The organism is Microvirga roseola (genome assembly GCF_020866965.1).
Taxonomy (GTDB): Bacteria; Pseudomonadota; Alphaproteobacteria; order Rhizobiales; family Beijerinckiaceae; genus Microvirga; species Microvirga roseola.
The window spans coordinates 1-20,558 of record NZ_JAJATX010000061.1 but is presented as its reverse complement, the minus strand read 5'-3'; the positions used below and the strand labels follow the sequence as shown (position 1 = coordinate 20,558).

The window sequence follows — 20,558 nt, the reverse complement described above, 5'->3', positions numbered from 1 at the left end:
TAAGCCATACTTCAGGGAGGATCACTTCTCAGGAGGCAGACCAAGCAGGATCCTCGCGTCATCAAGGGGCGGGTCCGATCCATGCTCGGTTTTCAATCTGTGGCCACGGCCCGTGTAGTCCTGGGTGGAATCGAGATGGTTCACATGATGCGCAAGCAACAGGCGAGGTATATCAGCAATTCGCAGCCCTCCTTGGCCGAGCAGTTTCACCTGCTCGCTGCCTGAGCGCGGGCCGGGTCAACCGAAAGGCGCTCTGCCGCGAGGATAAAGCAATCCGGCGCCGGTTTTCCCCGCTTGACGTCCTCGGACGTTACAGTGATCGACGGGTGGGGTAGGCCCGCGGCCTCTATCCGCCGCTTGGCAAGCGCGGAGGGTGCCGATGTCACCACCGCCCATCGATGTGATGGCAGCGAGCCCAGGAACTGCGACGCCCCGGTGATCGGAACGATGCCCTCGACTTCCTCGATCTCGGCTTGGGTTACTGCGGCTGCCTCGACTTCCGGATCAATGTCCGGAAGGCGTAGCGCCGAGATCGTTTCCGATGCTTTGCGCCCATGGATGGTTGGTAGAAACACACCGGGATTGAGGCCGAATTTCCGCGCCCATGCTCCCCAGATGCGCTCCGCTGCGGCAATGGGATTAGGTATCGTTCCATCCATGTCGAACAGGAATGCATCATAGGTGTAAGCGGAAAGATCAGGCAATAGATGATCCATCTATAATACTAGGCTCCGAATCCTTGGTCTCGTTGCTAAGCATAACAGAAAATTATGCTGGGCTTTATCGGTGCGTCATCAGCGACCTTGCTGTGCTCCGGCCCGTGGAGAGCATGATGTTCTGTGGAATAGCTAGTCCGGCGGCAGGTTGTCTAGGGTCACCACTTCAACTTGCGACTGGGCTGGTCAACTGTGTCTCCACATAGGTCTCGAAGATGCGCCGGATCCATCGGGCCTGGTGATGCCGAGAGGATGCAGGGGGCCAGCGTCCGCCTGAAGCCCGTACGGGCAGATCACGCCCCCACCTCCAGCTCCATCAGCCGCTCGGCCGCAAGGCCGATCATCTCGCGCAGCAGATCGGCATCCGGAGTCTTCTCGACCAGGCTCTTGAGGTCCATCATGGGATTGGTCATCGAGGGTTCTCTCGGTTGCAGGTGGATGTCGCAACCCAACCCTAACCGGAAATCGTCGATGACCGCTGGGCTCCCGTCGAGCTACACCACGCACTGGCACCTATCCTGCCATGGATGGCGAATGCGTCAGCGGCAAATTTGCCGTGTTCGAGAATTCCCACGAGTTCACACTTGTCCCGTGGCGGCCAATCATCGGCCGGCAGCTCGGCCGCGAAGTCATGGGCGTCGTGCAAGCCGAAACAGTTTCATGGCAGCTAAATTTAGGACGGCAGCAGGGTTTGGCATTATTGTCATGATGGCATGGTTCACGCTTGGATCAGGGCCGCGTCCCGTCGCTTTCGAGAGTCAGTTGCCGCCAGTTCGCGCGCCAATGCGAGAAAGGCTTTGAGTCCGGCCGACAGATTGCGGCGGCCAGGATAGTAGAGGCAAAGCCCTGGAAAAGGTGGCGTCCAGTCCTCCAGCACCCGGGCAAGCCGTCCGGCCTCTATATCGGCGAGAACGTCCTGCTCCATGAGGCAGCCGATACCGATACCCTCCATCACCGCCGCTCGTGCGAGGCTCGCTTCATCAAGTATTATGGGACCGCTTACGTCGATCTGGACGGCTTCTCCATCCTTCTCAAAGCGCCACCGGAAAAGCGCCCCATCCGGTAACCGCACACGGATGCACCTGTGGCTGAGAAGATCCGAAGGAACGCGAGGCTTCTCATGGCTCTTGAAATAGCCCGGCGACCCGACGATGGCGTATCGCTGGGAATGGCCGAGCGACACGGTTATCATATCGCTGGGAACAAGGCTCGCGACGCGCACGCCCAGATCAAAACCGCCTGCAACGATATCGACCAGTCGCCCTTCGGTGACTAGATCGACGTGCATGTCCGGATAACGGCGAAGAAACTCGAACACGAGCGGCGAGATGATTTCGCGTGCAGCAAATGGCGCGGCATTGATCCGGATCGTTCCCGAAGGCGTCTCGCGCTGCGAGCGCACCGCGTCCATTGCACCGTGAATGTCCTGAAGCGCAGGACCAACGCGTTCCACGAAGAGTTTGCCTGCCTCGGTCAACGACACGCTACGCGTCGTGCGATTGAAAAGGCGGACGCCAAGGCTCGCTTCAAGCTTCCCGATGGCATGGCTGAGTGCAGTGGTAGACATCCCAAGGTCAATTGCTGCGGCACGAAAAGTCCCTCTTCGGGCGATCGCGATCACAGCTTCCAGATCGTTCAGGCCGGCGCGCTCCATTGTCCCGATCCATTCAATTCTCTATCCCGGATAATCCCACTTATTCGCACAATGGTCGAGGATTATCTATCGGATCGGAACACTGCCAACGAGGAACAAGGCGATGGATATGCCCGATATTGTGAGAGCTTACTTCGAAGCCGACAGGCGCAACGACTCAGATGCCTTGGCTGCGGCCTTTTCCGCTGATGCCGTGGTCGAGGACGAAGGTGTCCGCCATGAGGGCGTCAGTGCGATCTGCACTTGGTGGGTGGCAGCCAAGGACAAGTATCACCACGTCGCCGAACCCATCAAGACGACAGGAGCATGCGACCGAGTTTCTGTCCGGGCAAAGGTGAGTGGCGAACTTCCGAACAGTCCTGCAACGCTGGATTTCTTCTTCACGGTTAAAGACGACAAGATCGCCGCGTTGGAGATCAAGTGATGACGGAGTTCGTGACACTAAAAGGAAAGCGCGCTCTCATCACCGCTGGAACGAAGGGCGCTGGTGCAGCGACCGTCGAACTGTTTCGTGAGCTTGGAGCGCAAATCCTCACCACGGCTCGCTCGCGTCCGGAGACCGTACCTGAAGAACTCTTCGTTGCCGCTGATCTCACCACCGAGGAGGGCTGCGAGACCGTAATTCAGGCCACGCGTCAGCGTCTCGGTGGCGTGGACATCATCGTGCATATGCTTGGCGGCTCCTCTGCACCGGGAGGCGGGTTTGCAGTGCTAACAGACACAGAGTGGCACAAAGAGCTTTATCTCAATCTGTTCCCAGCCATACGGTTGGATCGACAGCTTGTTCCGGACATGGTCAACTGTGGAAGCGGCGTCGTCATTCATGTATCGTCCATCCAGCGAGAATTGCCGCTGCCGGAAGCGACGACTGCTTATGCGGCGGCAAAGGCGGCGCTTTCAACTTATAGCAAGGCCCTGTCGAAAGAAGTGTCTCCCAAGGGTGTGCGCGTTGTGCGTATATCACCGGGCGGGATTGAAACGGAAGCAGCGGTAGGGCTCGCCGAGCGATTGGCCCAACAGGCTGGCACCGACTACGAGGGGGGCATGAAGATCATCATGGACTCTCTAGGCGGCGTCCCAATCGGACGCTTCACGAAGCCCGAAGAAGTTGCCAGTCTCGTAGCATTCGTCGCCTCGGACCGAGCTGCTGCGATAACAGGAACGGAATATGTCATCGATGGCGGAACAGTTCCGACGGTGTGACGTGGCTGGTCTGCCCCTCTGAAAAGCGATCCTCCCTGAAGTATGGCTTATGAGCCGAAGGAGGACTGAGACATGGGCAAGAAGAGGCACACGGCCGAGGAGATCGTCGCGAAACTGCGTCAGGTGGACGTACTGACAGCGCAGGGTCGAACCGTGGCAGAGGCCATTCGGCAGATCGGCGTCACCGAGATCACGTACTATAGGTGGCGCTCTGAATACGGCGGGCTGAAGTCCGATCAGGTCAAGCGGCTCAAAGAGCTGGAGATGGAGAATGCCCGGTTGCGCCAGGCCGTCTCGGATCTCACCCTGGAGAGGCTGATCCTCAAGGAGGCAGCGTCGGGAACTACTGAGCCCCGCCCGCCGTCGCGCCTGTGTGGATCAAGTGATTGCCACGTATGGCGTCTCGGAACGGCTGGCCTGCCGAGTTCTGGGTCAACACCGTTCCACCCAGCGCAAGATCCCCAAACAGCCGGAGGATGAGGCGGCCTTGACAGCCGACATCATCGCTCTGGCCACCCAGTATGGGAGCTCAGGCTATCGCCGGATCACCGCCCTGGGCTCTGTTGCATTAACCTCGGCAGTGTAATCCGGATCGGCCAATCGAGGAGCCATCCTGTTATCTCTGTTCAAGCGCCGCCGCTTTCCGGTCACGATCATTCTTCTATGCGTGCGCTGGTACTGCAAGTACGGCATCAGCTATCGCAGTCTGGCTGAGATGATGCAGGAACGCGGCGTCGCCGTTGATCCATCCACGATCTTCCGTTGGGTTCAGCGCTGTGCTCCAGAGATCGAGAAGCGAGTTCGGCTCTACCAGGGACCTCGCTCAGGCTCCTGGAGAGTGGACGAGACCTACGTATGGGTCGGTGGCAAGTGGAAATACTTGTTTCGCGCAGTCGACAAGCACGGTCCGTTGATTGCCTTCATGCTGTCCGATCGCCGGAATACCAACGCCGCATATCGTTTTTTGCGTAAGGCCATAAAGGCAATGAGCCACTATCCACCGTCCTCCATCACGACGGATAAGCTGGCGTCGTATCCCAGGGCGATCCAGCGCCTGCAGAACGAAGGGCTGTTGGCGAAAGATGTGGTACACCGCACCTCGAAATATCTGAATAACATCCTTGAGGCGGATCATGGCGCGCTCAAGCGCATGATCCGTCCAACCCGTGGCTTCCAGACCATGAAAACCGCCGCCGCGACCCTGACTGGCTTTGAAATCATGCGCATGATCCGCCGCGGTCATTGCATCGGACGGGAGCGTCGCGCGACAGGCGAAATCCGTCTCATTGATCAGCTCTTCGGACTTGCAGCTTGAAGGGCCCGTTGAACTAGGCTCGTTATGCCCTTTTCCAAGTTACTGCAACAGTGCCTGCGTCGAGAACCATGGTCATGGATGTCTGCCCCTGGAGCTGTACGTGAGGAGATGTCGAGGGATCAGCGAAATAGTCTCAATGCCGTATATATTGGCAATGCGCGAACCGACAATCTGCACCGCAAAGCCGTTGAGGCGCCAGTCCCAATATAACCGGAAGTATGAGGATTGCACTACGAACGGAGACGCTGTTATTCATTAAAATCAGAGTTCTCCAAGGTATACTTGGCTCCCTCGAACATGTGCCATGATAATGCAACCGTAACAATTGCGGGGAAGCCAAAGTGTCATTGTCTCTCATTTCAAACCCACCGCCCTGGCCACACGGCGCAAGATGCGCTGTGTGCTTTTCGTTCGACATGGACGTCGAAACTTTGTTGCATCTCTACCACCGGGATACGGCGCGCAGCCGCCTAGTGACCTCGTCGGCTTTTCGCTATGAGCCTTCCGTAGCGATCCCGCGCCTGATCAAAATCTGGAAGCACTTCAACATTCGGCAGACGGTGTTCATTCCCGGATGGGCGATCGAGACTTACCCCCATGCGGTCGAGGCCTTGGTCGAAGCTGGTCATGAGATCGGCCACCACGGTTGGCTCCACGAGCGGCCGAACCTGCTTTCGCGGGATGCAGAGGAGCGAGTGCTCGACCGTGCTCTCGCGGCCTTCGACAAAGTCGTCGGCCGACGCCCGGTCGGCTACCGCGCTCCGGCCTATGCTCTTTCGGAGCACACGGTCGGCCTGCTGATCGAACGGGGCTTCGGCTATGATGCCTCTCTAATGGGCGACGACGTGCCTTATATGCTCGAGTCCCCTCGTGGATCGCTGGTGGAGATTCCGTCAGATTTCGCCCTCGACGATTGGATGCAATACGTCAATCTGGAGGAGTTCGGGTGCCGCATGCCGATCCGGGCCCCGCAGCGGGCGATGGAGGTGTTTCAGGCGGAGTTCGACGCGGCTTGGGCGCATGGCGGACTGTGGATTTCCGTGTGGCATCCGTTCGTATCCGGCCGCCTCGCCCGCGCGGATGCGATGGTCCACCTCATCGAGTATATGGTGGATAAAGGAGGTGTTTGGTTCGCTCCCATGGGGGAGATCGCCGCCCATGTCAGGCATCTTACGGCAACTGGCGCATGGACCCCTCGGGTGGACCAAGTTCCGTTTTGGAACGAACCGGTCGACCACTTAGTCACCATGACGAGGTGAGGCCGCTCGATGCGCCATCCGCAGTTCGTTCGGGCGAGGGTTATTATCACCCAGCCGATGCGCGCCGGCGCCGTGTCGGCTTTGGCGGCGTACCGATCTCCTCAGCGCCATCGCCTTTGGGATCGCTTGGCGCTATGCACCGGATAGGAGCGCTCTTCAGCGCAGCATCTGGTTTCATGCGAATGCCGGAGAAGGCCAGCGTAACATGTTTCTCTATGGCTAACTTCATCTGTTCAAGGGTCATCGAATCGCTTGAGATGAAACTGCCAAAGTGATGGGTGCCGAGAGCCGTAAACAGGTCGGCAAGGACGACAATGTCGACATCTGGGCCGATTGCGCCCCTGCGCTGGAACTCCTGCAGCATCTGGACGTAGTGGCGCAGGATCAGTCGATTAAAGCGCATACCTGCCTTGTGCAGCGGACTGTTGGGTTGGGTGTAGGGAGCCGCGAATATCACTCGCCAGCACTCCCGACCAAGCGTCTTCAATGCTTGGTCGGCCAGCAGCTTCTCGAAGGCCTGCACGGCCGCCAGAGGATCTTCCGGAGGATTGCGAATCAAGGCGCGCCGAGCCGGGACGGAGCGGCGCGCATGCTGCACCGCCAAAGCGGTCAGGATGTTCGCCTTGGTAGAAAAGTAGTTATATACAGTTGCGGGAGACACGCCTGCGCAATGCGCGATCTCTTCGATGCGCGAGGCCTCATAGCCTTGCGACATGAACATCTCCGATGCCGCGTTGAGAATCTGCTCAACGCGCATCCGTCTGTTGCGATCTCTCAGCCCCGCCATAACGACCTCTCAAAGCGCCTGTGCTGCCTCCCATCCCTTAAATTTATAGTCAACTCTGAATTTACACTTGACTCCATATTTAAGTCGGTATCCCTTATTCTCGTCCGGTGCGTCGGCTGCCGCATCCGAGGATAGAAGCCGAAAATACAGAGGGCAAGCCGTACGATGAGTGTGTCTGAGGGGCATCGCAACCTTAACATCACAGGTGTCGAGAAGCGTTTCGGAAGTTTCAAAGCTGTCGACAACGTATCACTTACAGTAGAGCGCGGCGAATTCTTGACTCTCCTCGGGCCTTCAGGCTCAGGGAAGACGACCCTGCTCATGATGATTGCAGGGTTTGTTCAGCCGGATAAGGGCAGCATCGCTCTTGGGGCCGAACAGATAACTCATCTGCCGCCCGAGCGGCGCGACTTCGGGATGGTTTTCCAGGGCTACGCACTGTTCCCCCACCTGAGCGTGTTCGACAACGTGGCCTTTCCGCTCAAGGTGCGCAAGAAACCGCGCGCAGAGATCGAGGAAAGGGTCCGATCCGCTCTCGATCTCGTGCAGCTAACTGCTCAGATGGATCGCCTACCGCGGCAGCTTTCAGGCGGGCAGCAGCAGCGCGTCGCCTTGGCGAGAGCGATGGTATTCACGCCGCATCTCCTGCTTCTCGACGAGCCACTGAGCGCACTCGACAAGAAACTGCGCGCCGAGCTCCAGGAGGAGTTGAAGCGCCTTCACCGCAAGGTCGGCCTGACATTCATATATGTTACGCACGATCAGGACGAAGCGTTGTCGATGTCCGACAGGATCGCGATCATGCGCGACGGCCAGCTGATCCAGCACGGGTCCCCGGCGGAACTCTACGAGAATCCGAGCACCGCCTTCGTGGCGGACTTCCTCGGCAAGAGCAACTTCCTGCGTGGCCGCGTGGAAACGCATGCCGGCGACGACATTGTTTTCACCAGCGGCCGGGGCCGCTTCCGTCAGAGGATCAGTGGCGCAAAGCGCCCGCCCGTGGGCAGCGAAATTGCGATAGCTCTGCGGCCGGAAAAGATAAGCATTGTACCACCCGGCACAGAGATGGCGAACACGCTCACCGGAACGGTGACGGAATGGAATTACTTCGGCTCGGAATTCCGACTTGTCGTTTCGACGCAGAGCTTTGGCTCCGTCGCTGTCGCGATTCCAACATGGAAATCAGGGGTGCCGCCCGAGATCGGTCAAAGTCTGACGCTCGGCTGGGACGCTCAAGCAGGAATGCAGGTTGCTGAAAGCTAAGACAGCACCTTTGCATAGGCCAAAAAAGAGGGAATTCACATGGAAAAGCAGACATTCGCTGAAGACTGCCAGGAAATCGTCTCTGAATTGACGCAAAAAGGGGTGTCCCGCCGTGACATGCTGCGCGCAGCCCTCGCGATCGGCATCGCGCCTGCGGCACTGACGGCTGGCTCGCGCACGGCCATGGCGCAGGCCCGCAAGGAAGTGGTCCTTGTCAACTTCGGCGGTGTCGCCATGAAGGCGTTCGACGAGGCCTTCGTGCAGCCGTTCGCTCAACATGGCGGACGTATCGTCCTTGACGGAAGCGGAGCTCTCAACGGCAAAATCCTCACCATGGTCAAATCCGGCCATGTCACGTGGGACATCTGCGATGCCGGCATCACCACCCTGGCGGAGCTGGGTCCCCAAAACGCCCTTGAGAAGATCGACTACAGTATTGTCGACAAGAGCAAGCTGCTGACAGAGTTCGCTTACGAAGAGGGCGTGGTGAATTACATGTTCAGCACGGTCATGGCGTGGGATACGAGCAAGATCAAGGAAGAGCCCACGCTGGCCGACTTCTTCGATCTGAAGAAGTATCCCGGCCGCAGGATGATGCGCAAGGACTCACAGGCAATGCTAGAGATGGCCTTGCTCGCGGATGGCGTGCCGATGGACAAGCTCTATCCGCTCGACGTGAAGCGTGCCTTCGACAAGATCGGTACCATCAAGAAGGACATCCTGTTCTGGAACAGCGGCTCGGAGAGCCAGAGCCTGATGCGCGACGGCGAGTGCGTCATGGGCCTGCTGTGGCATACCCGGGCCAATGTTCTGCGGAGCGAGACCAACGATCGGATCAACTACACCTTCAAGAACGGTCTGTTGCAGCCAGGTCTGTGGGTTGTTCCTAAGGGCAATCCCGCTGGCAAGGAGGCTTTCACGGCAATCGCGTCCATGCAGCAGCCCGAAGGTCAGGTGAAGCTGCTCGCGGCGATGGGCAACGGGCCGGCCAACCCGGCCGCGCAAAGCCTCGTGCCCGCCGAGCTCCGCGCCATGAATCCGGCCAGTCCTGCCAATGCCGCGGTTCAGGCGAAGATTGACGCAAACTGGTACAAAGCAAATCACTCCAAGACGTTCCAGGCCTATCTCGACTTCATCTCGTCGTAAGATCCCGATGGGTCTTAGCCTAGAGGCTGTGCCGGCAGCTATCAGCACAGCCTCAGATCCGCTTAGCTATCGGTTCAGGCAACCGCTCGGAAATCAACACAATGACAGCTCTCGTCGAAACGGCGCGATTGCCGTTCGCTCGCCGCTTGCGCTCTCATCCGGCCACGCGATACTGGCTTATGACCGCTCCCGCGGTCCTGCTCATGCTGGTATTCTACGTCTATCCGATCGGCCGGGTGCTCTGGATGAGCATCACGATCCCCGAGCCTGGTCTCGACAACTATACTCTTCTCGCCACGAGCGCCTCCATTCAGAAGATGCTCTGGACAACGGCCCGCATAAGCATTCTGACGACCCTCGTCACTCTCGTCCTCGCCTACATCGTCTCGTATGCACTGGTGCACGCGACACCTCACGTCCAGCGGTGGATGTTTCTCGGGGTTGTGATCCCGCTCTGGATATCGGTGCTCGTGCGCGCCTTCTCCTGGTTCATCCTGCTGCGGCGGGAGGGTCTGATCAATACCGCGCTGCTTACGGCCGGCATCATCGACACGCCTTTGAGTCTTATGTGGAACGAGGTGGGCGTCATGATCGGCATGGTTCATTTCATGCTGCCGTTCGGAATCCTGCCGATCTACGCCAATATGCGCGACATCGATCGGCGTTGCATCGCAGCTGCGCGCGGCCTGGGCGCAAGGCCTTTCGAGGCCTTCTGGCGTATCTTCTTTCCCCTGTCTCTTCCGGGCGTCGTAGGCGCCAGTATCCTGGTGTTCATCTTCTCTCTTGGGTTCTTCGTGACGCCAGCCCTGCTGGGCGGCGGCAAGACCCTCATGGTCGCGGAATACATCAAGGTCCAGATCCTCGAAGTGGTCCGTTGGGGCGTCGGCACCATGCTCGCCACGATGCTCCTGGTCGTGATCGGCGTTCTGCTCGCGGTTGTGAGCCGTGTGGTCAACCTTCGCAAGCTGTTCGGAGCAGGCTAAGTCATGTCTCAAACCGGCTTTGGCAATATATCGGTCATGACGCGATCGTTGGCTTGGGTGATCATCTGTTTTCTCGTCCTGCCCATTACGGTCGTCTTCGCCGTGTCCGTAACGGACAAGCACTATCTCTCGCTTCCAAGCGAGGGCGTATCTTTCCAGTATTACACAAACCTACTTACCAGCCGCGAATGGCTTGGCAGCATCGGGCAGAGCTTCATCATTGCCTGCGTGTCGACCTTGATTGCTGGGGCCGCCGGAACGCTCTGCGCCATCGGATGCTGGCGTCTGAGCAACCGCGCGAGCGAGGCAATCCGTCTCCTGATGCTCGTGCCGATCATGGTGCCGACCATCGTCTATGCTCTAGGAGTCTATCAGTTCTGGATCGATCTCCGCCTGCTGGACACCTACACGGGCGTGATCATCGCCCATGCGGTCACCGGAGTTCCCTATGTCGTGATCACCGTATCGACGGCCTTGGCAGGGTTCGACCAGCGGCTGGAACAGGCCTCGCTGAACCTTGGTGCAAACATGGAGCAGACCCTGCGTCTGGTGATCATTCCCAACATCATGCCGGGCATCGCATCGGGGCTGATCTTCGCATTCATCCATAGCTGGGATGAGCTAGTCATCGCTCTTTTCGTGGCGGGCCGAGGCGTCTTCACCCTGCCGCGCAGGATGTGGGATGGCATCAATGAGCATCTCGATCCCACCATGGCGGCTGTCGCGGCTGTTCTCATACTGCTGACCGTCGGTCTGCTCTTCATCGACATCTACATTCGGTCGCGCAAAACTGCCTGATGTGAAAAGGGACCCGAAGCGATGAACAACAGCGAATTCACTGCTGAAAAGAAGTGTGCGATCGCATGGATCGAGGAGAACGTCGGCCGACTCTCCGCGGACCACAAGACGATCTGGGACTTTCATGAACCATCCTGGCGCGAGTACAAGTCCGCTGCATGGTATGTCGACCGGCTGCGCGCCGAAGGATTCACCGTCGAGACCGGATCCGGTGGAATGCCCACAGCCTTCTGCGCCGAATGGTCCAACGGCGAGGGGCCGACAATCGGCGGATATGCGGAGTACGACGCGGTCCCGGGCACGTCGCAGGCTCCTGTCCCGTGGCGCGAGCCCCGAGAGGGCGTGAGCCGCTATGCCGCCGGCCATACCGACCCCCACTCGGCTTTGGGCATGGGATCCTTCACGGGCTTTCTTGCGGCAAAGCATGCCATGGAACGTCATGGCATCAAGGGACGGCTGAAGTTCTTCGGCGAGCCGGCCGAGAAGATGTGCGGCTCAAAGCCTGTCCATGCGGCGAAGGGGTACTACGACGATCTCGGCGCCGCCATCAGCTTCCATCCGCACTCGTTCCCGGCGCTCGCGAATAGCTGCTTCTGGGACACCCACAGCGCTCCCTACTGGAGCCGGATCTATACCTTCGAGTGCGACAACCCGGAGACATGGCAGCAATCCGGCGCGTTCGCGGGCGTGGCGCACAGCCATTCGACTGCACGCGCGCCGGGGGCAATCGACGCGGTGTGCCTGATGTACACCTCGTCGAAGTACATGAAGGAGTCGATGCTTCCCCATCACGGCAGCTGGAGCCTCAACGAGTTCATCCTCTATGCCGGTCACGCAGCGGCGGACAATCTGGCGCCCGGGCTCGCTCAGATCCAATATTCCCTCCGTGCGCCGACCCTCGACATGTGCGAGCGAGTATTCGATGTCCTCGACCGCAATGCCGAGCATTGCGCCGCCATGAGCCACTGCACCATCCGTGCAGAGTGGATTACGCGCACCCGAGCGGGCTTGCCCAATCACGCCATGGCCGAGACGGCTTGGCGCAACTTCGAGGCCATCGGTGCGCCGCAATGGAACGAGGAAGCGCGCGCGTTCGGGCGCGAGATCCAGAAGAACCTCGGCATGGAACCGATGGAGGATCCGTTCCTGCCGGAGATCCAGAAGCTGACCGCACCCTGGGAGGGCGAGAAAGCCTTCCGCGCACAGCTGCCCTCCTGGCAAATGAACCTCGCCGCGGATGATTATGTCGAGTACACGTGGCATGCGCCGACCGTGCGGCTTTATGTCGGTCGCCCAACCCTGAAGGCTCCGCCCGGCTACCGCTATCCCGAATGGACCCGCTACGCGATGGGCGGCACGCCGGCCTGTATCGACCCGATGTGGACGACCGCAGGAAAGGTAATCGCCGCCACGATCCTCGATCTGCTCACCGACGGCACCTCACTTGCGAAAGCCCAGGCGGAATTCAAGGAGCGCACGGGCGGCGGCATCGGCGGGGAGAAGTGGGTCGCGCCCTTGCTCCCGGACGATTTCGACGCCCCGGTTAACTACCGCTGGCCGGAATACGTCACCACACCGCGCGGCCTGGAATGGACCATTCCCACAGCCGCAGACTGAGCGGGCCGCCTGCAATGCCAGTTCCGCGCAACATCAAGAACACCACGCCAAAATCCTAGGAGAAGGCTCATGTCTATCATCTCGGAACCCGAATACCGCTACAATATGCTCATCAAAACCTTCGCATCCCGTCCCGAACCCGCCTTCGAGGCCGAGTCGGAGCAGGTCGAGGTTTGGGGCCGCCGCTGGGGCTGCAACAACGACGTAGGTCAGCTGCGCATGGTGCTGATGCACCGTCCGGGCTCGGAGCTCAATGTGGTGGACCCGTCCAAGCGCCTTCCGGATATCGGCGCCTACGGCGATCCTGAGAAGGGTTGGTATTGGCGCGGCGACACTATTCCCGATCTTGCCGCCCAGCAGGCGCAGCACGACGGGCTGGTCGCCGCCATCCGCGAAGAAGGTGCGGAGGTGGTGTTCATCGACGAATGCGCGCCTGGAAAGATGAAGTCGGTCTATACGCGTGACAGCGTGATCGCGCTCGAAAGCGGCGCCATCGTCACCCGGCTCGGGCCACCCATCCGCCGCGGCGAGGAACTGCCCGTCACCCGTACCCTGGGCAAGCTCGGCATGCCAATCCTGCGGACCATCGGCGGCACCGGCCTGATGGAAGGCGGCAGCTTCGCCTTCATCACGCCGAAGGTCGCGGTTATCGGCCTGTCGAGCCGCGTAAACGAGGAGGGGGCCCGCCAGCTGGAGGAGGTCCTGCGCGTGCATGGTGTCGAGCTTCTCCGGGTGGAGCTCACTGGTTATCGCCTGCATATCGACGGCATGTTCGTGATGGTGGACGCGGAAACAGCCTTCGTGAACCCGACGCTGCTGCCGTTCTGGTTCCTCGAACGGTTGAAGGAGCTCGGGATCCGCCAGATTGAGGTCTGCCCGGACGACCAGCCGTGGGTGGTCAACTGCCTGGCCGTTCGGCCCGGGCGGGTCATCATGCCGGCGGGCCTCTCGGACCGGACCATAGAGAAGTTCAACAGGGCCGGCATTTCGGTGCGGGTCGTGCCCTACGACAAGGTCGCCCTGGGCGGCGGCGGCATCCATTGCTCCACCGCTCCCCTTATTCGCGATCCTCTCTAAGCATGACGGGCCGGACAAGAACAGGTCCGGCCCATTCAACCGGAACGCCCGTGGACATTCTCCAGAGGACGAAGACATGAACGGCGCCGAGAGCCTAGTGCGCACACTGATCGCAGGCGGAGTTGATACCTGCTTCGCGAATCCGGGAACATCGGAGATGCATTTCGTCGCCGCACTGGACCGTGTCGCCGGGATGCGCTGCGTTCTCGGGCTGTTCGAAGGCGTCGTCTCCGGGGCCGCGGACGGTTATGGCCGGATGGCCGACAAGCCTGCGGCGACGCTGCTGCATCTGGGGCCGGGGCTCGGGAATGCCCTGGCCAATCTCCACAATGCCTGCAAGGCTGCAACTCCCATCATCAACATTGTCGGCGATCATGCGACCCGTCACCGTCAGTACGACGCTCCCCTGACGTCGGACGTGGAAGGCGTGGCGCGACCCATGTCGGCCTGGGTGAAGACCTCAGACGATGCGCGCTCTGTCGCCCGCGACGGTGCCGAGGCCGTGACGGTTTCCCTGACGGGGGCAGGGCAGGTGGCCACCCTTATTCTTCCGGCGGATACCGCATGGGGCGAGTCCGATGGTCCCGCGGCGGTGCAATCCCCGCCCTCGAAGCGCAGGGTTTCGGAGGAGATGGTGGCGGAGGCCCGCGCGGCATTGCTGTCGGATGAGCCGACGCTTCTCCTCATCGGCGGTCGCGCGCTGCGCTCCGCACCGCTTGAGATGGCGAGTCGGATCGCGCAGGCCACCGGAGCGAAGCTGCTGGCTCCGACATCCAACGCACGCATCGAGCGCGGTGCGGGCCGGGTCGCGCTCGACCGTATCTTCTATCCAGTGCAGCAGGCGCTCGATCAGCTCAGCGGCTTCCGCCGCGTTGTGCTCATCGGCGCCCGGAATCCAGTCGCCTTCTTCGCTTATCCGGGAAAACCCAGCTTGGTTCTCCCGCCTGGATGCACGGTGCATGTTCTTGCCGAGCCAGAGGACGACATTGCCGAAGCTCTCGAGCGTCTCGCCGATGCCGTCGGCGCAGGCGATCGAAAGCCTGTCCTGCAGCCGCTCTCACGTCCCGAACTGCCGCGAGGAGCCATCTCGCTGGAAACCATCGGCGCTTTGATCGGAGCACTTCTGCCGGAGAATGCTATTGTCGTGGATGAAAGCATCAACAGCGGCGGCTTCATCTATCCATCGACCGCGGGCGCGCCAGCCCATGACTGGCTTCAGCTGACCGGCGGTTCGATCGGGATCGGTCTGCCGCTGGCGACCGGCGCAGCCGTGGCCTGCCCGGATCGCCGTGTGGTCGCGCTGCAGGCGGACGGCAGCGGAATGTACACGCTGCAGGCGCTTTGGACGCATGCCCGGGAGAACCTCAATATCACGACCGTGATCTTCTCAAACCGGGCCTATGCGAGCCTCGAGACGGAGCTGAAGAACGTCGGCGCCATGAACCCGGGGCAGATCGCCCTCGATATGCTCGATCTCAGCCGCCCCGACCTGAACTGGGTCAAGCTGGCCGAGGGCATGGGCGTCGAGGCGGCGCGGGCCGAAAGCCTGGAAAGCCTGAGCTGCCTCTTCAGCGAGAGCCTCAAGCGTCCCGGTCCATTCCTGATTGAAGTTCCCTGCTAGGCTGGATAGTCCCGATGAACAGCATGAACAATCTCGTTATCGACGCTCAAAGATTGTGGAACGATCTCATCGAGACGGCGCGGATCGGGGGCACGCAGAAGGGCGGGATACGCCGTCTAACCCTGACCGATGAGGACCGTCGGGTTCGTGCCTGGTTTCGGGAACAATGTCAGGCGCTCGGTTGCGATGTCCGGGTAGACGACGTTGGCAACATGTTTGCGATCCGGCAGGGCCGCCGGTCCGATCTTCCGCCCATCGCCATCGGAAGCCATCTGGACACGCAGCCGACGGGCGGCAAGTTCGACGGTGTTCTGGGCGTGCTGGCGGGATTGGAATGCCTGCGCAGCCTCGCGGATGCGCGCTACGAAACTAATGCGCCGCTGATGCTCGTTAACTGGACGAACGAGGAGGGCTCCAGATTCGCTCCGGCCATGCTGGGCTCCGGGGTCTATGCAGGCGTGTTCGACCGCGCCTATGCCGAATCCCGCGCCGACCGGGAAGGCGTTTCCTTCGGAGAGGCCCTGGACCAGATCGGGTATCGCGGACCCTGGCTGGCGGGGAGCATTCCCATCGGCGCTATGTTCGAACTGCACATCGAGCAGGGCCCCATCCTGGAAGCGGAGGGCGATACGATCGGTATCGTCAGGGGCGTGCAAGGGATGCGGTGGTATGATGTAGAGGTGCGGGGCCGGGAGGCCCATGCGGGTTCCACGCCCATGAGCATGCGCCGCGATGCCTTGACTGCGAGCGCGACGCTTATCTGTGACCTCGACCGGATCGCGCGGGCCTATGCCGATGCCGTCGCAACCGTTGGCACCATCGCCGTAGAGCCGAGCTCCCGCAATGTCATTCCAGGCAGCGTGCTTCTATCCGTGGACCTGCGGCACCCCGATGCCGAAGTCCTGAACCGCCTCGAAAGCGAGTTGAAGGAAGCGCTGGACGCGCTGGGCGAGGACCATGGAGTCGAGACGTCGCTGACGCGGATCTGGGACTCGCCGCCCGTGCATTTCCATGAGGATTGCGTCGCCGCCGTCCGCGGCGCGGCGGAGGCTTGCGGATACCGGACCCGGGAAATGGTTTCTGGGGCAGGCCATGATGCCGCCTATGTCGCCCGTGTCGCGCCAACCGCGATGATCTTCGTCCCCTGCGCCGGGGGCTTGAGTCATAACGAGGAGGAGGATGCCTCATTCGACGATTGCAAGGCGGGAGCGCAGGTCCTGCTGCAGGCCGTACTGAGTTACGACCGGCAGTTCGCATAACACGCCTGACGGATTGGAGCAGACAATGCGCGAATACCGCGACTTCTACATCAACGGAAGCTGGGTTCCCTCGGAAGGCAAGGATACGCTTCCCGTCATCAATCCCGCCACCGAGGAGGTCTACTGCCATATTGCCCTCGGCACGGCGGCGGATGTGGACAAGGCTGTTGCGGCGGCCCGCCAGGCCTTCGATGCCTTCGCGCAGACCGGCCGTCAGGAGCGGATTGATCTCCTTGAGTCGGTGATCGCCGAGTACCGCAAGCGGCATGACGACATGGCCGAAGCGATCTCGCGCGAGATGGGGGCTCCCATGCAGCTCGCCCGCAGCGCGCAGGCGGCCGCGGGCCTCGACCATTTGGAGCAGGCCCTGGCCATTCTGAAGGAATACAAGTTTGACGAATACATCAACGACACCATGGTGACGCGCGAGCCGGTCGGAGTGTGCGGCTTCATCACGCCGTGGAACTGGCCGATGAACCAGATCGCATGCAAGGTCGGACCCGCCTTGGCCGCCGGGTGCACCATGGTGCTCAAGCCGAGCGAAATCGCGCCGGTATCGGCCATTCTCTTCACAGAGATCCTTCATGCCGCTGGGGTTCCGGCGGGCGTCTATAATCTGATCAATGGCGAAGGGGCCGTCGTCGGCGATGCCATCAGCCGTCACCCTGGCATTGACATGGTTTCCTTCACCGGGTCCACCCGCGCCGGGATCCTCGTCGCGAAGGCGGCCGCTGATACGGTCAAGAGGGTTCATCAGGAGCTTGGGGGGAAGTCGCCCAACATTCTCCTCGATGATGCCGATTTCGAGACGGCGGTCGCCAAGGCCGTCAGGAACTGCTTCAGCAACAGCGGCCAGTCGTGCAATGCGCCGACGCGTCTACTGGTCCCTGCGGGGCGCCAGGCCGAAGTGGTCGAGATTGCACGGCAAACTGTTTCGAATGTGCGGGTCGGACATCCGAACGCGCCGGATACCGATCTGGGGCCGGTCGTGAGCGAGGGACAGTTCGACAAGATCCAGCGGCTAATCCAAGCGGGCATCGATGAAGGGGCCACCCTCGTCGCAGGCGGCCCCGGACGCCCCGCCGGGCTGGAGCAGGGCTATTTCGTTCAGCCGACCATCTTCGCGGACGTGCGAAATGACATGACGATCGCGCGGGAAGAGGTCTTCGGACCCGTGCTGGCGATCATTCCCTATGAGTCCGAGGAAGACGCAATCGTCATTGCGAACGACACCGTTTATGGGCTATCAAGTTATGTTACAACGCGCGATCCGCAACGCGCCCGCGATATCGCAAGGCGCTTGCGGACGGGCATGGTGCATCTCAATGGAGCTCCGCTCGACAGTGCCGCGCCGTTTGGAGGTTACAAGCAGTCCGGCAATGGCCGCGAATGCGGACGCTTCGGCTTCGAGGACTATCTTGAAGTCAAGTCGATCTTCGGCTTCCGAAGCCTTCCCGTGGCCTAAAGCTCCGACCGCGTCTGACGGCCGGCGCTCGCCCTGATCGGCGGTTCGGATGCGCTCATGGTGGTGAGAAGCCGATGGCTGATGTCCCAGCGTCCGACACCGGGTTTCGCGCCATGACCCGACTGCCCTCGCTCACGGCCCTTCGGGCCTTCGAGGCGGTCGGGCGAACGGCCAGTGTGCGGGCGGCCGGCGAGGAACTGTCCGTCAGCCCCACCGTCATTTCCCGGCATCTACAGAACCTCCAGCTTGAGCTGGAGGTCGATCTGCTTGAGCCACGGGGGCGGGGCCTGTCGCTGACACCGGCCGGCGAGATGTTCCATGCGCATGTCAGGCAGGCCTTCGACGTTCTCAGGCTAGCGGTGCGCGAGGTGCGTCCGACCCAGCGCGACAGCCTCAATATCTGGTGCATCCCGGGTATCGCCAACCGCTGCCTTCTGCCCCGGCTGCCGGAGCTTCAGGATCGGCTGAAGGGTTTGGAGATCATGCTCCAGCCGACCCTGGCGCGGCCCGATTTTACGCGCGCCGAAGCCGACGCGGAAATCGTCTATCTCGCGAATAGTCCGCCCGGACAGCACCTGCGTGCGGAGCTCCTGGCGCAGCCGCAGGTCTTTCCGGTCGCAAGTCCTGCCTTCCAGGCCCGCTTTCCCGGCATAGCGCAGCCCACAGACCTGCTGTTGCTGCCGCTGATCCATGAGGAGTCCACGAGGCAATGGGAGCAGTGGTTCGGCAAGGCCGGCGTTGCTGACCTGCCGGTGCTGCGCGGGCCCCGGCTGTGGCATGCCCATCTGGCCGTCGAGGCGGCGCGGCTCGGTCAAGGCATTGCGCTCGCCAACAGGTTTATCGTGGAAGACGACCTCGCTGCCGGCCGGCTGGTGGAAGTTCTGTCACATCCCGTTCGGCTCGGAGGGTACTACCTCGTCGTCCCCACCGGACGTTGGCGCGACCCGAGCATCCTCACGCTTCGCGTCTGGCTGAAAAGGATCCTCGGCAACGGACCCGATGAATAGTGCATCGGATGCAGCAATGGCGACAAATAGCTGATTGTCTGGCTTTGTAGCGGCAACATAGTCTGGGCTCTACCAACAGATGCGATAGAGCCATGACAACGAATGCTGATCTTCTGTCTCGCCGCCAAGCCGCCGTTGTTCGGGGCATCGGCCACACGACGCCCCTGTCTGCCTCCCGCGCCCTGAATGCGGAACTGTGGGATGTTGAGGGCAACCGCTATGTCGACTTTGCGGGTGGCATCGCAGTTGTCAATACGGGCCACTGCCACCCAAAGGTGATGGCTGCCGTTCAGGAGCAGATGGCACGTTTCACGCATACCTGTTTCCAGGTACTGATGTACGAGCCGTACATCAAATTGGCCGAGCGCCTGAACGCCATGGCGCCCATCTCCGGTCCGCTCAAGTCGGCCCTCTTCACGACGGGCGCGGAAGCGACGGAGAATGCGGTCAAGATCGCCCGTGCCGCCACCGGTCGCTCGGGCGTAATCGCCTTTACTGGCGGTTTCCACGGACGCACTGCATTGGCATCCGCCCTGACGGGAAAAGTCATGCCCTACAAGAAGGGTCTCGGGCCGGCGCTCCCCGAGATCTGGCATGTTCCCTTCCCCACAGTGCAGAACGGGATCAAAATCGAGGATTCGCTGAAGTACCTCGACTTAATCTTCAAGGCCGATGCAGATCCCTCGCGCATTGCGGCTACCATCATCGAGCCCGTTCAGGGGGAGGGCGGTTTTCATCCGGCCCCGGCGGAGCTGATGCGAGCCCTCCGCCGCGTCTGCGACGAGCACGGGATCGTGCTCATTGCCGACGAGGTTCAGACGGGCTTCGGCCGAACCGGTAAGATGTTTGCCATGGAGCACTATGATGTGTCTCCCGACCTGATCTGTCTTGCCAAAAGCCTGGGAGGCGGCTTTCCTTTGTCCGCCGTCGTTGGAAGGGCTCCGATCATGGATGCAGCCGATCCGGGTGGCTTAGGCGGCACCTACGCCGGTAATCCCCTGGCCTGCGCTGCGGCCTTGGCAGTCCTCGACGTGTTCGAGGAAGAAAAATTGCTCGAGCGCTCCCAGGTGATCGGACAACGTCTGCATAATTGGCTGGAGCGGATTCAGGGACGCAACGACCTTCTGCCGATTGCCGATATTCGTGGGCCTGGGGCTATGGTGGCGTTCGATATCGTCAAGGATCGCAGTTCGCGCGAGCCCGATCCCGAGGCCACCAAGCGTGTTGTCCAGCGTGCTTATGAGAATGGCCTGATCCTGCTGTCCTGCGGTACCAATGCGAATACGATCCGCATCCTGGTGCCCCTGACCGCCGACGACGCGATCCTCGATGATGGGCTCCAAATCCTGGAGCAGGCTCTAGCCGCTTAAACTACAGGGTCGGGGGGG

Annotated in this window: 18 protein-coding genes and 3 pseudogenes; 18 read left to right on the top strand and 3 right to left on the bottom strand. The window is 61.0% G+C overall.

Annotated elements, in window-relative coordinates:
- Positions 1–45: 45 nt before the first annotated feature.
- Positions 46–225: pseudogene (locus LG661_RS21120) on the top strand (IS6 family transposase); the annotation flags it as partial.
- On the opposite strand, the gene LG661_RS21115 reads toward LG661_RS21120, so the two are convergent.
- A complete protein-coding gene (locus LG661_RS21115) occupies positions 207–716 on the bottom strand; it encodes an HAD family hydrolase (RefSeq protein WP_230533980.1) in 510 nt (169 codons plus the stop codon). The pseudogene LG661_RS21120 and the gene LG661_RS21115 overlap by 19 nt on opposite strands.
- A gap of 520 nt (positions 717–1,236) precedes the next feature.
- Between LG661_RS21115 and LG661_RS21110 the strand changes: the two are divergent.
- Positions 1,237–1,425: pseudogene (locus tag LG661_RS21110) on the top strand (DUF3363 domain-containing protein); the annotation flags it as partial.
- A gap of 9 nt (positions 1,426–1,434) precedes the next feature.
- On the opposite strand, the gene LG661_RS21105 reads toward LG661_RS21110, so the two are convergent.
- A complete protein-coding gene (locus tag LG661_RS21105; protein ID WP_230533979.1) occupies positions 1,435–2,370 on the bottom strand; it encodes a LysR family transcriptional regulator in 936 nt (311 codons plus the stop codon).
- Positions 2,371–2,473: 103 nt separating this feature from the next.
- Here LG661_RS21105 and LG661_RS21100 point away from each other — a divergent pair, with 103 nt between their 5' ends.
- From LG661_RS21100 to LG661_RS21080, 5 genes and pseudogenes are all read left to right on the top strand, one after another.
- Positions 2,474–2,794: a nuclear transport factor 2 family protein gene (locus LG661_RS21100; RefSeq protein ID WP_230533978.1), complete on the top strand. Its 321-nt coding sequence runs from the start codon at positions 2,474–2,476 to the stop codon at positions 2,792–2,794.
- A complete protein-coding gene (locus LG661_RS21095) occupies positions 2,794–3,573 on the top strand; it encodes an SDR family oxidoreductase (RefSeq protein WP_230533977.1) in 780 nt (259 codons plus the stop codon). Before LG661_RS21100 ends, LG661_RS21095 begins: the two co-directional genes overlap by 1 nt.
- A gap of 72 nt (positions 3,574–3,645) precedes the next feature.
- Positions 3,646–4,129: pseudogene (locus tag LG661_RS21090) on the top strand (transposase); the annotation flags it as partial.
- A gap of 57 nt (positions 4,130–4,186) precedes the next feature.
- Positions 4,187–4,888: an IS6 family transposase gene (locus tag LG661_RS21085; protein WP_407666773.1), complete on the top strand. Its 702-nt coding sequence runs from the start codon at positions 4,187–4,189 to the stop codon at positions 4,886–4,888.
- Positions 4,889–5,229: 341 nt separating this feature from the next.
- Positions 5,230–6,147, top strand: coding sequence for a polysaccharide deacetylase family protein (locus tag LG661_RS21080; RefSeq protein WP_230533976.1), 918 nt, complete (start codon positions 5,230–5,232; stop codon positions 6,145–6,147).
- 46 nt (positions 6,148–6,193) lie between these two features.
- On the opposite strand, the gene LG661_RS21075 is transcribed toward LG661_RS21080, so the two are convergent.
- Complete coding sequence (locus tag LG661_RS21075; RefSeq protein WP_230533975.1) at positions 6,194–6,904, bottom strand: TetR/AcrR family transcriptional regulator; 711 nt, start codon at positions 6,902–6,904, stop codon at positions 6,194–6,196.
- A gap of 195 nt (positions 6,905–7,099) precedes the next feature.
- On the opposite strand from LG661_RS21075, the gene LG661_RS21070 reads away from it, so the two are divergent.
- The 11 genes from LG661_RS21070 to gabT all read left to right on the top strand — a co-directional run bounded on the left by LG661_RS21070 (position 7,100) and on the right by gabT (position 20,540).
- Positions 7,100–8,197, top strand: coding sequence for an ABC transporter ATP-binding protein (locus LG661_RS21070; RefSeq protein ID WP_230533974.1), 1,098 nt, complete (start codon positions 7,100–7,102; stop codon positions 8,195–8,197).
- A gap of 39 nt (positions 8,198–8,236) precedes the next feature.
- Positions 8,237–9,343 (top strand): ABC transporter substrate-binding protein, encoded by a 1,107-nt coding sequence (locus LG661_RS21065; RefSeq protein WP_230533973.1) that lies wholly within the window; start codon positions 8,237–8,239, stop codon positions 9,341–9,343.
- 179 nt (positions 9,344–9,522) lie between these two features.
- Positions 9,523–10,326 carry an ABC transporter permease gene (locus LG661_RS21060; protein WP_230533972.1) on the top strand — a complete coding sequence of 268 codons (804 nt, stop codon included), beginning with the start codon at positions 9,523–9,525 and terminating at the stop codon, positions 10,324–10,326.
- 57 nt (positions 10,327–10,383) lie between these two features.
- Positions 10,384–11,124, top strand: coding sequence for an ABC transporter permease (locus tag LG661_RS21055; protein ID WP_230533984.1), 741 nt, complete (start codon positions 10,384–10,386; stop codon positions 11,122–11,124).
- Between the two features lie 21 nt (positions 11,125–11,145).
- Positions 11,146–12,741, top strand: a complete 1,596-nt coding sequence (locus tag LG661_RS21050; RefSeq protein ID WP_230533971.1) for a zinc-binding metallopeptidase family protein — start codon at positions 11,146–11,148, stop codon at positions 12,739–12,741.
- 69 nt (positions 12,742–12,810) lie between these two features.
- Positions 12,811–13,818, top strand: coding sequence for a dimethylarginine dimethylaminohydrolase family protein (locus tag LG661_RS21045; RefSeq protein WP_230533969.1), 1,008 nt, complete (start codon positions 12,811–12,813; stop codon positions 13,816–13,818).
- Positions 13,819–13,894: 76 nt separating this feature from the next.
- On the top strand, positions 13,895–15,439 hold the full coding sequence (locus LG661_RS21040) for an acetolactate synthase large subunit (RefSeq protein WP_230533968.1): 1,545 nt from the start codon (positions 13,895–13,897) through the stop codon (positions 15,437–15,439).
- 14 nt (positions 15,440–15,453) lie between these two features.
- Entirely contained in the window at positions 15,454–16,698 is a 1,245-nt protein-coding gene (locus tag LG661_RS21035) for a M20 family metallo-hydrolase (RefSeq protein WP_322098899.1), read from the top strand.
- A gap of 25 nt (positions 16,699–16,723) precedes the next feature.
- Positions 16,724–18,163, top strand: coding sequence for an aldehyde dehydrogenase family protein (locus tag LG661_RS21030; protein WP_230533967.1), 1,440 nt, complete (start codon positions 16,724–16,726; stop codon positions 18,161–18,163).
- A 74-nt stretch (positions 18,164–18,237) separates the two neighbouring features.
- Positions 18,238–19,170: a LysR substrate-binding domain-containing protein gene (locus LG661_RS21025; protein ID WP_407666772.1), complete on the top strand. Its 933-nt coding sequence runs from the start codon at positions 18,238–18,240 to the stop codon at positions 19,168–19,170.
- 92 nt (positions 19,171–19,262) lie between these two features.
- The gene (gabT, locus tag LG661_RS21020) at positions 19,263–20,540 is read left to right on the top strand and encodes a 4-aminobutyrate--2-oxoglutarate transaminase (protein ID WP_230533966.1); all 1,278 of its coding nucleotides are present in this window, start codon (positions 19,263–19,265) and stop codon (positions 20,538–20,540) included.
- The last annotated feature ends 18 nt before the right edge of the window (positions 20,541–20,558 follow it).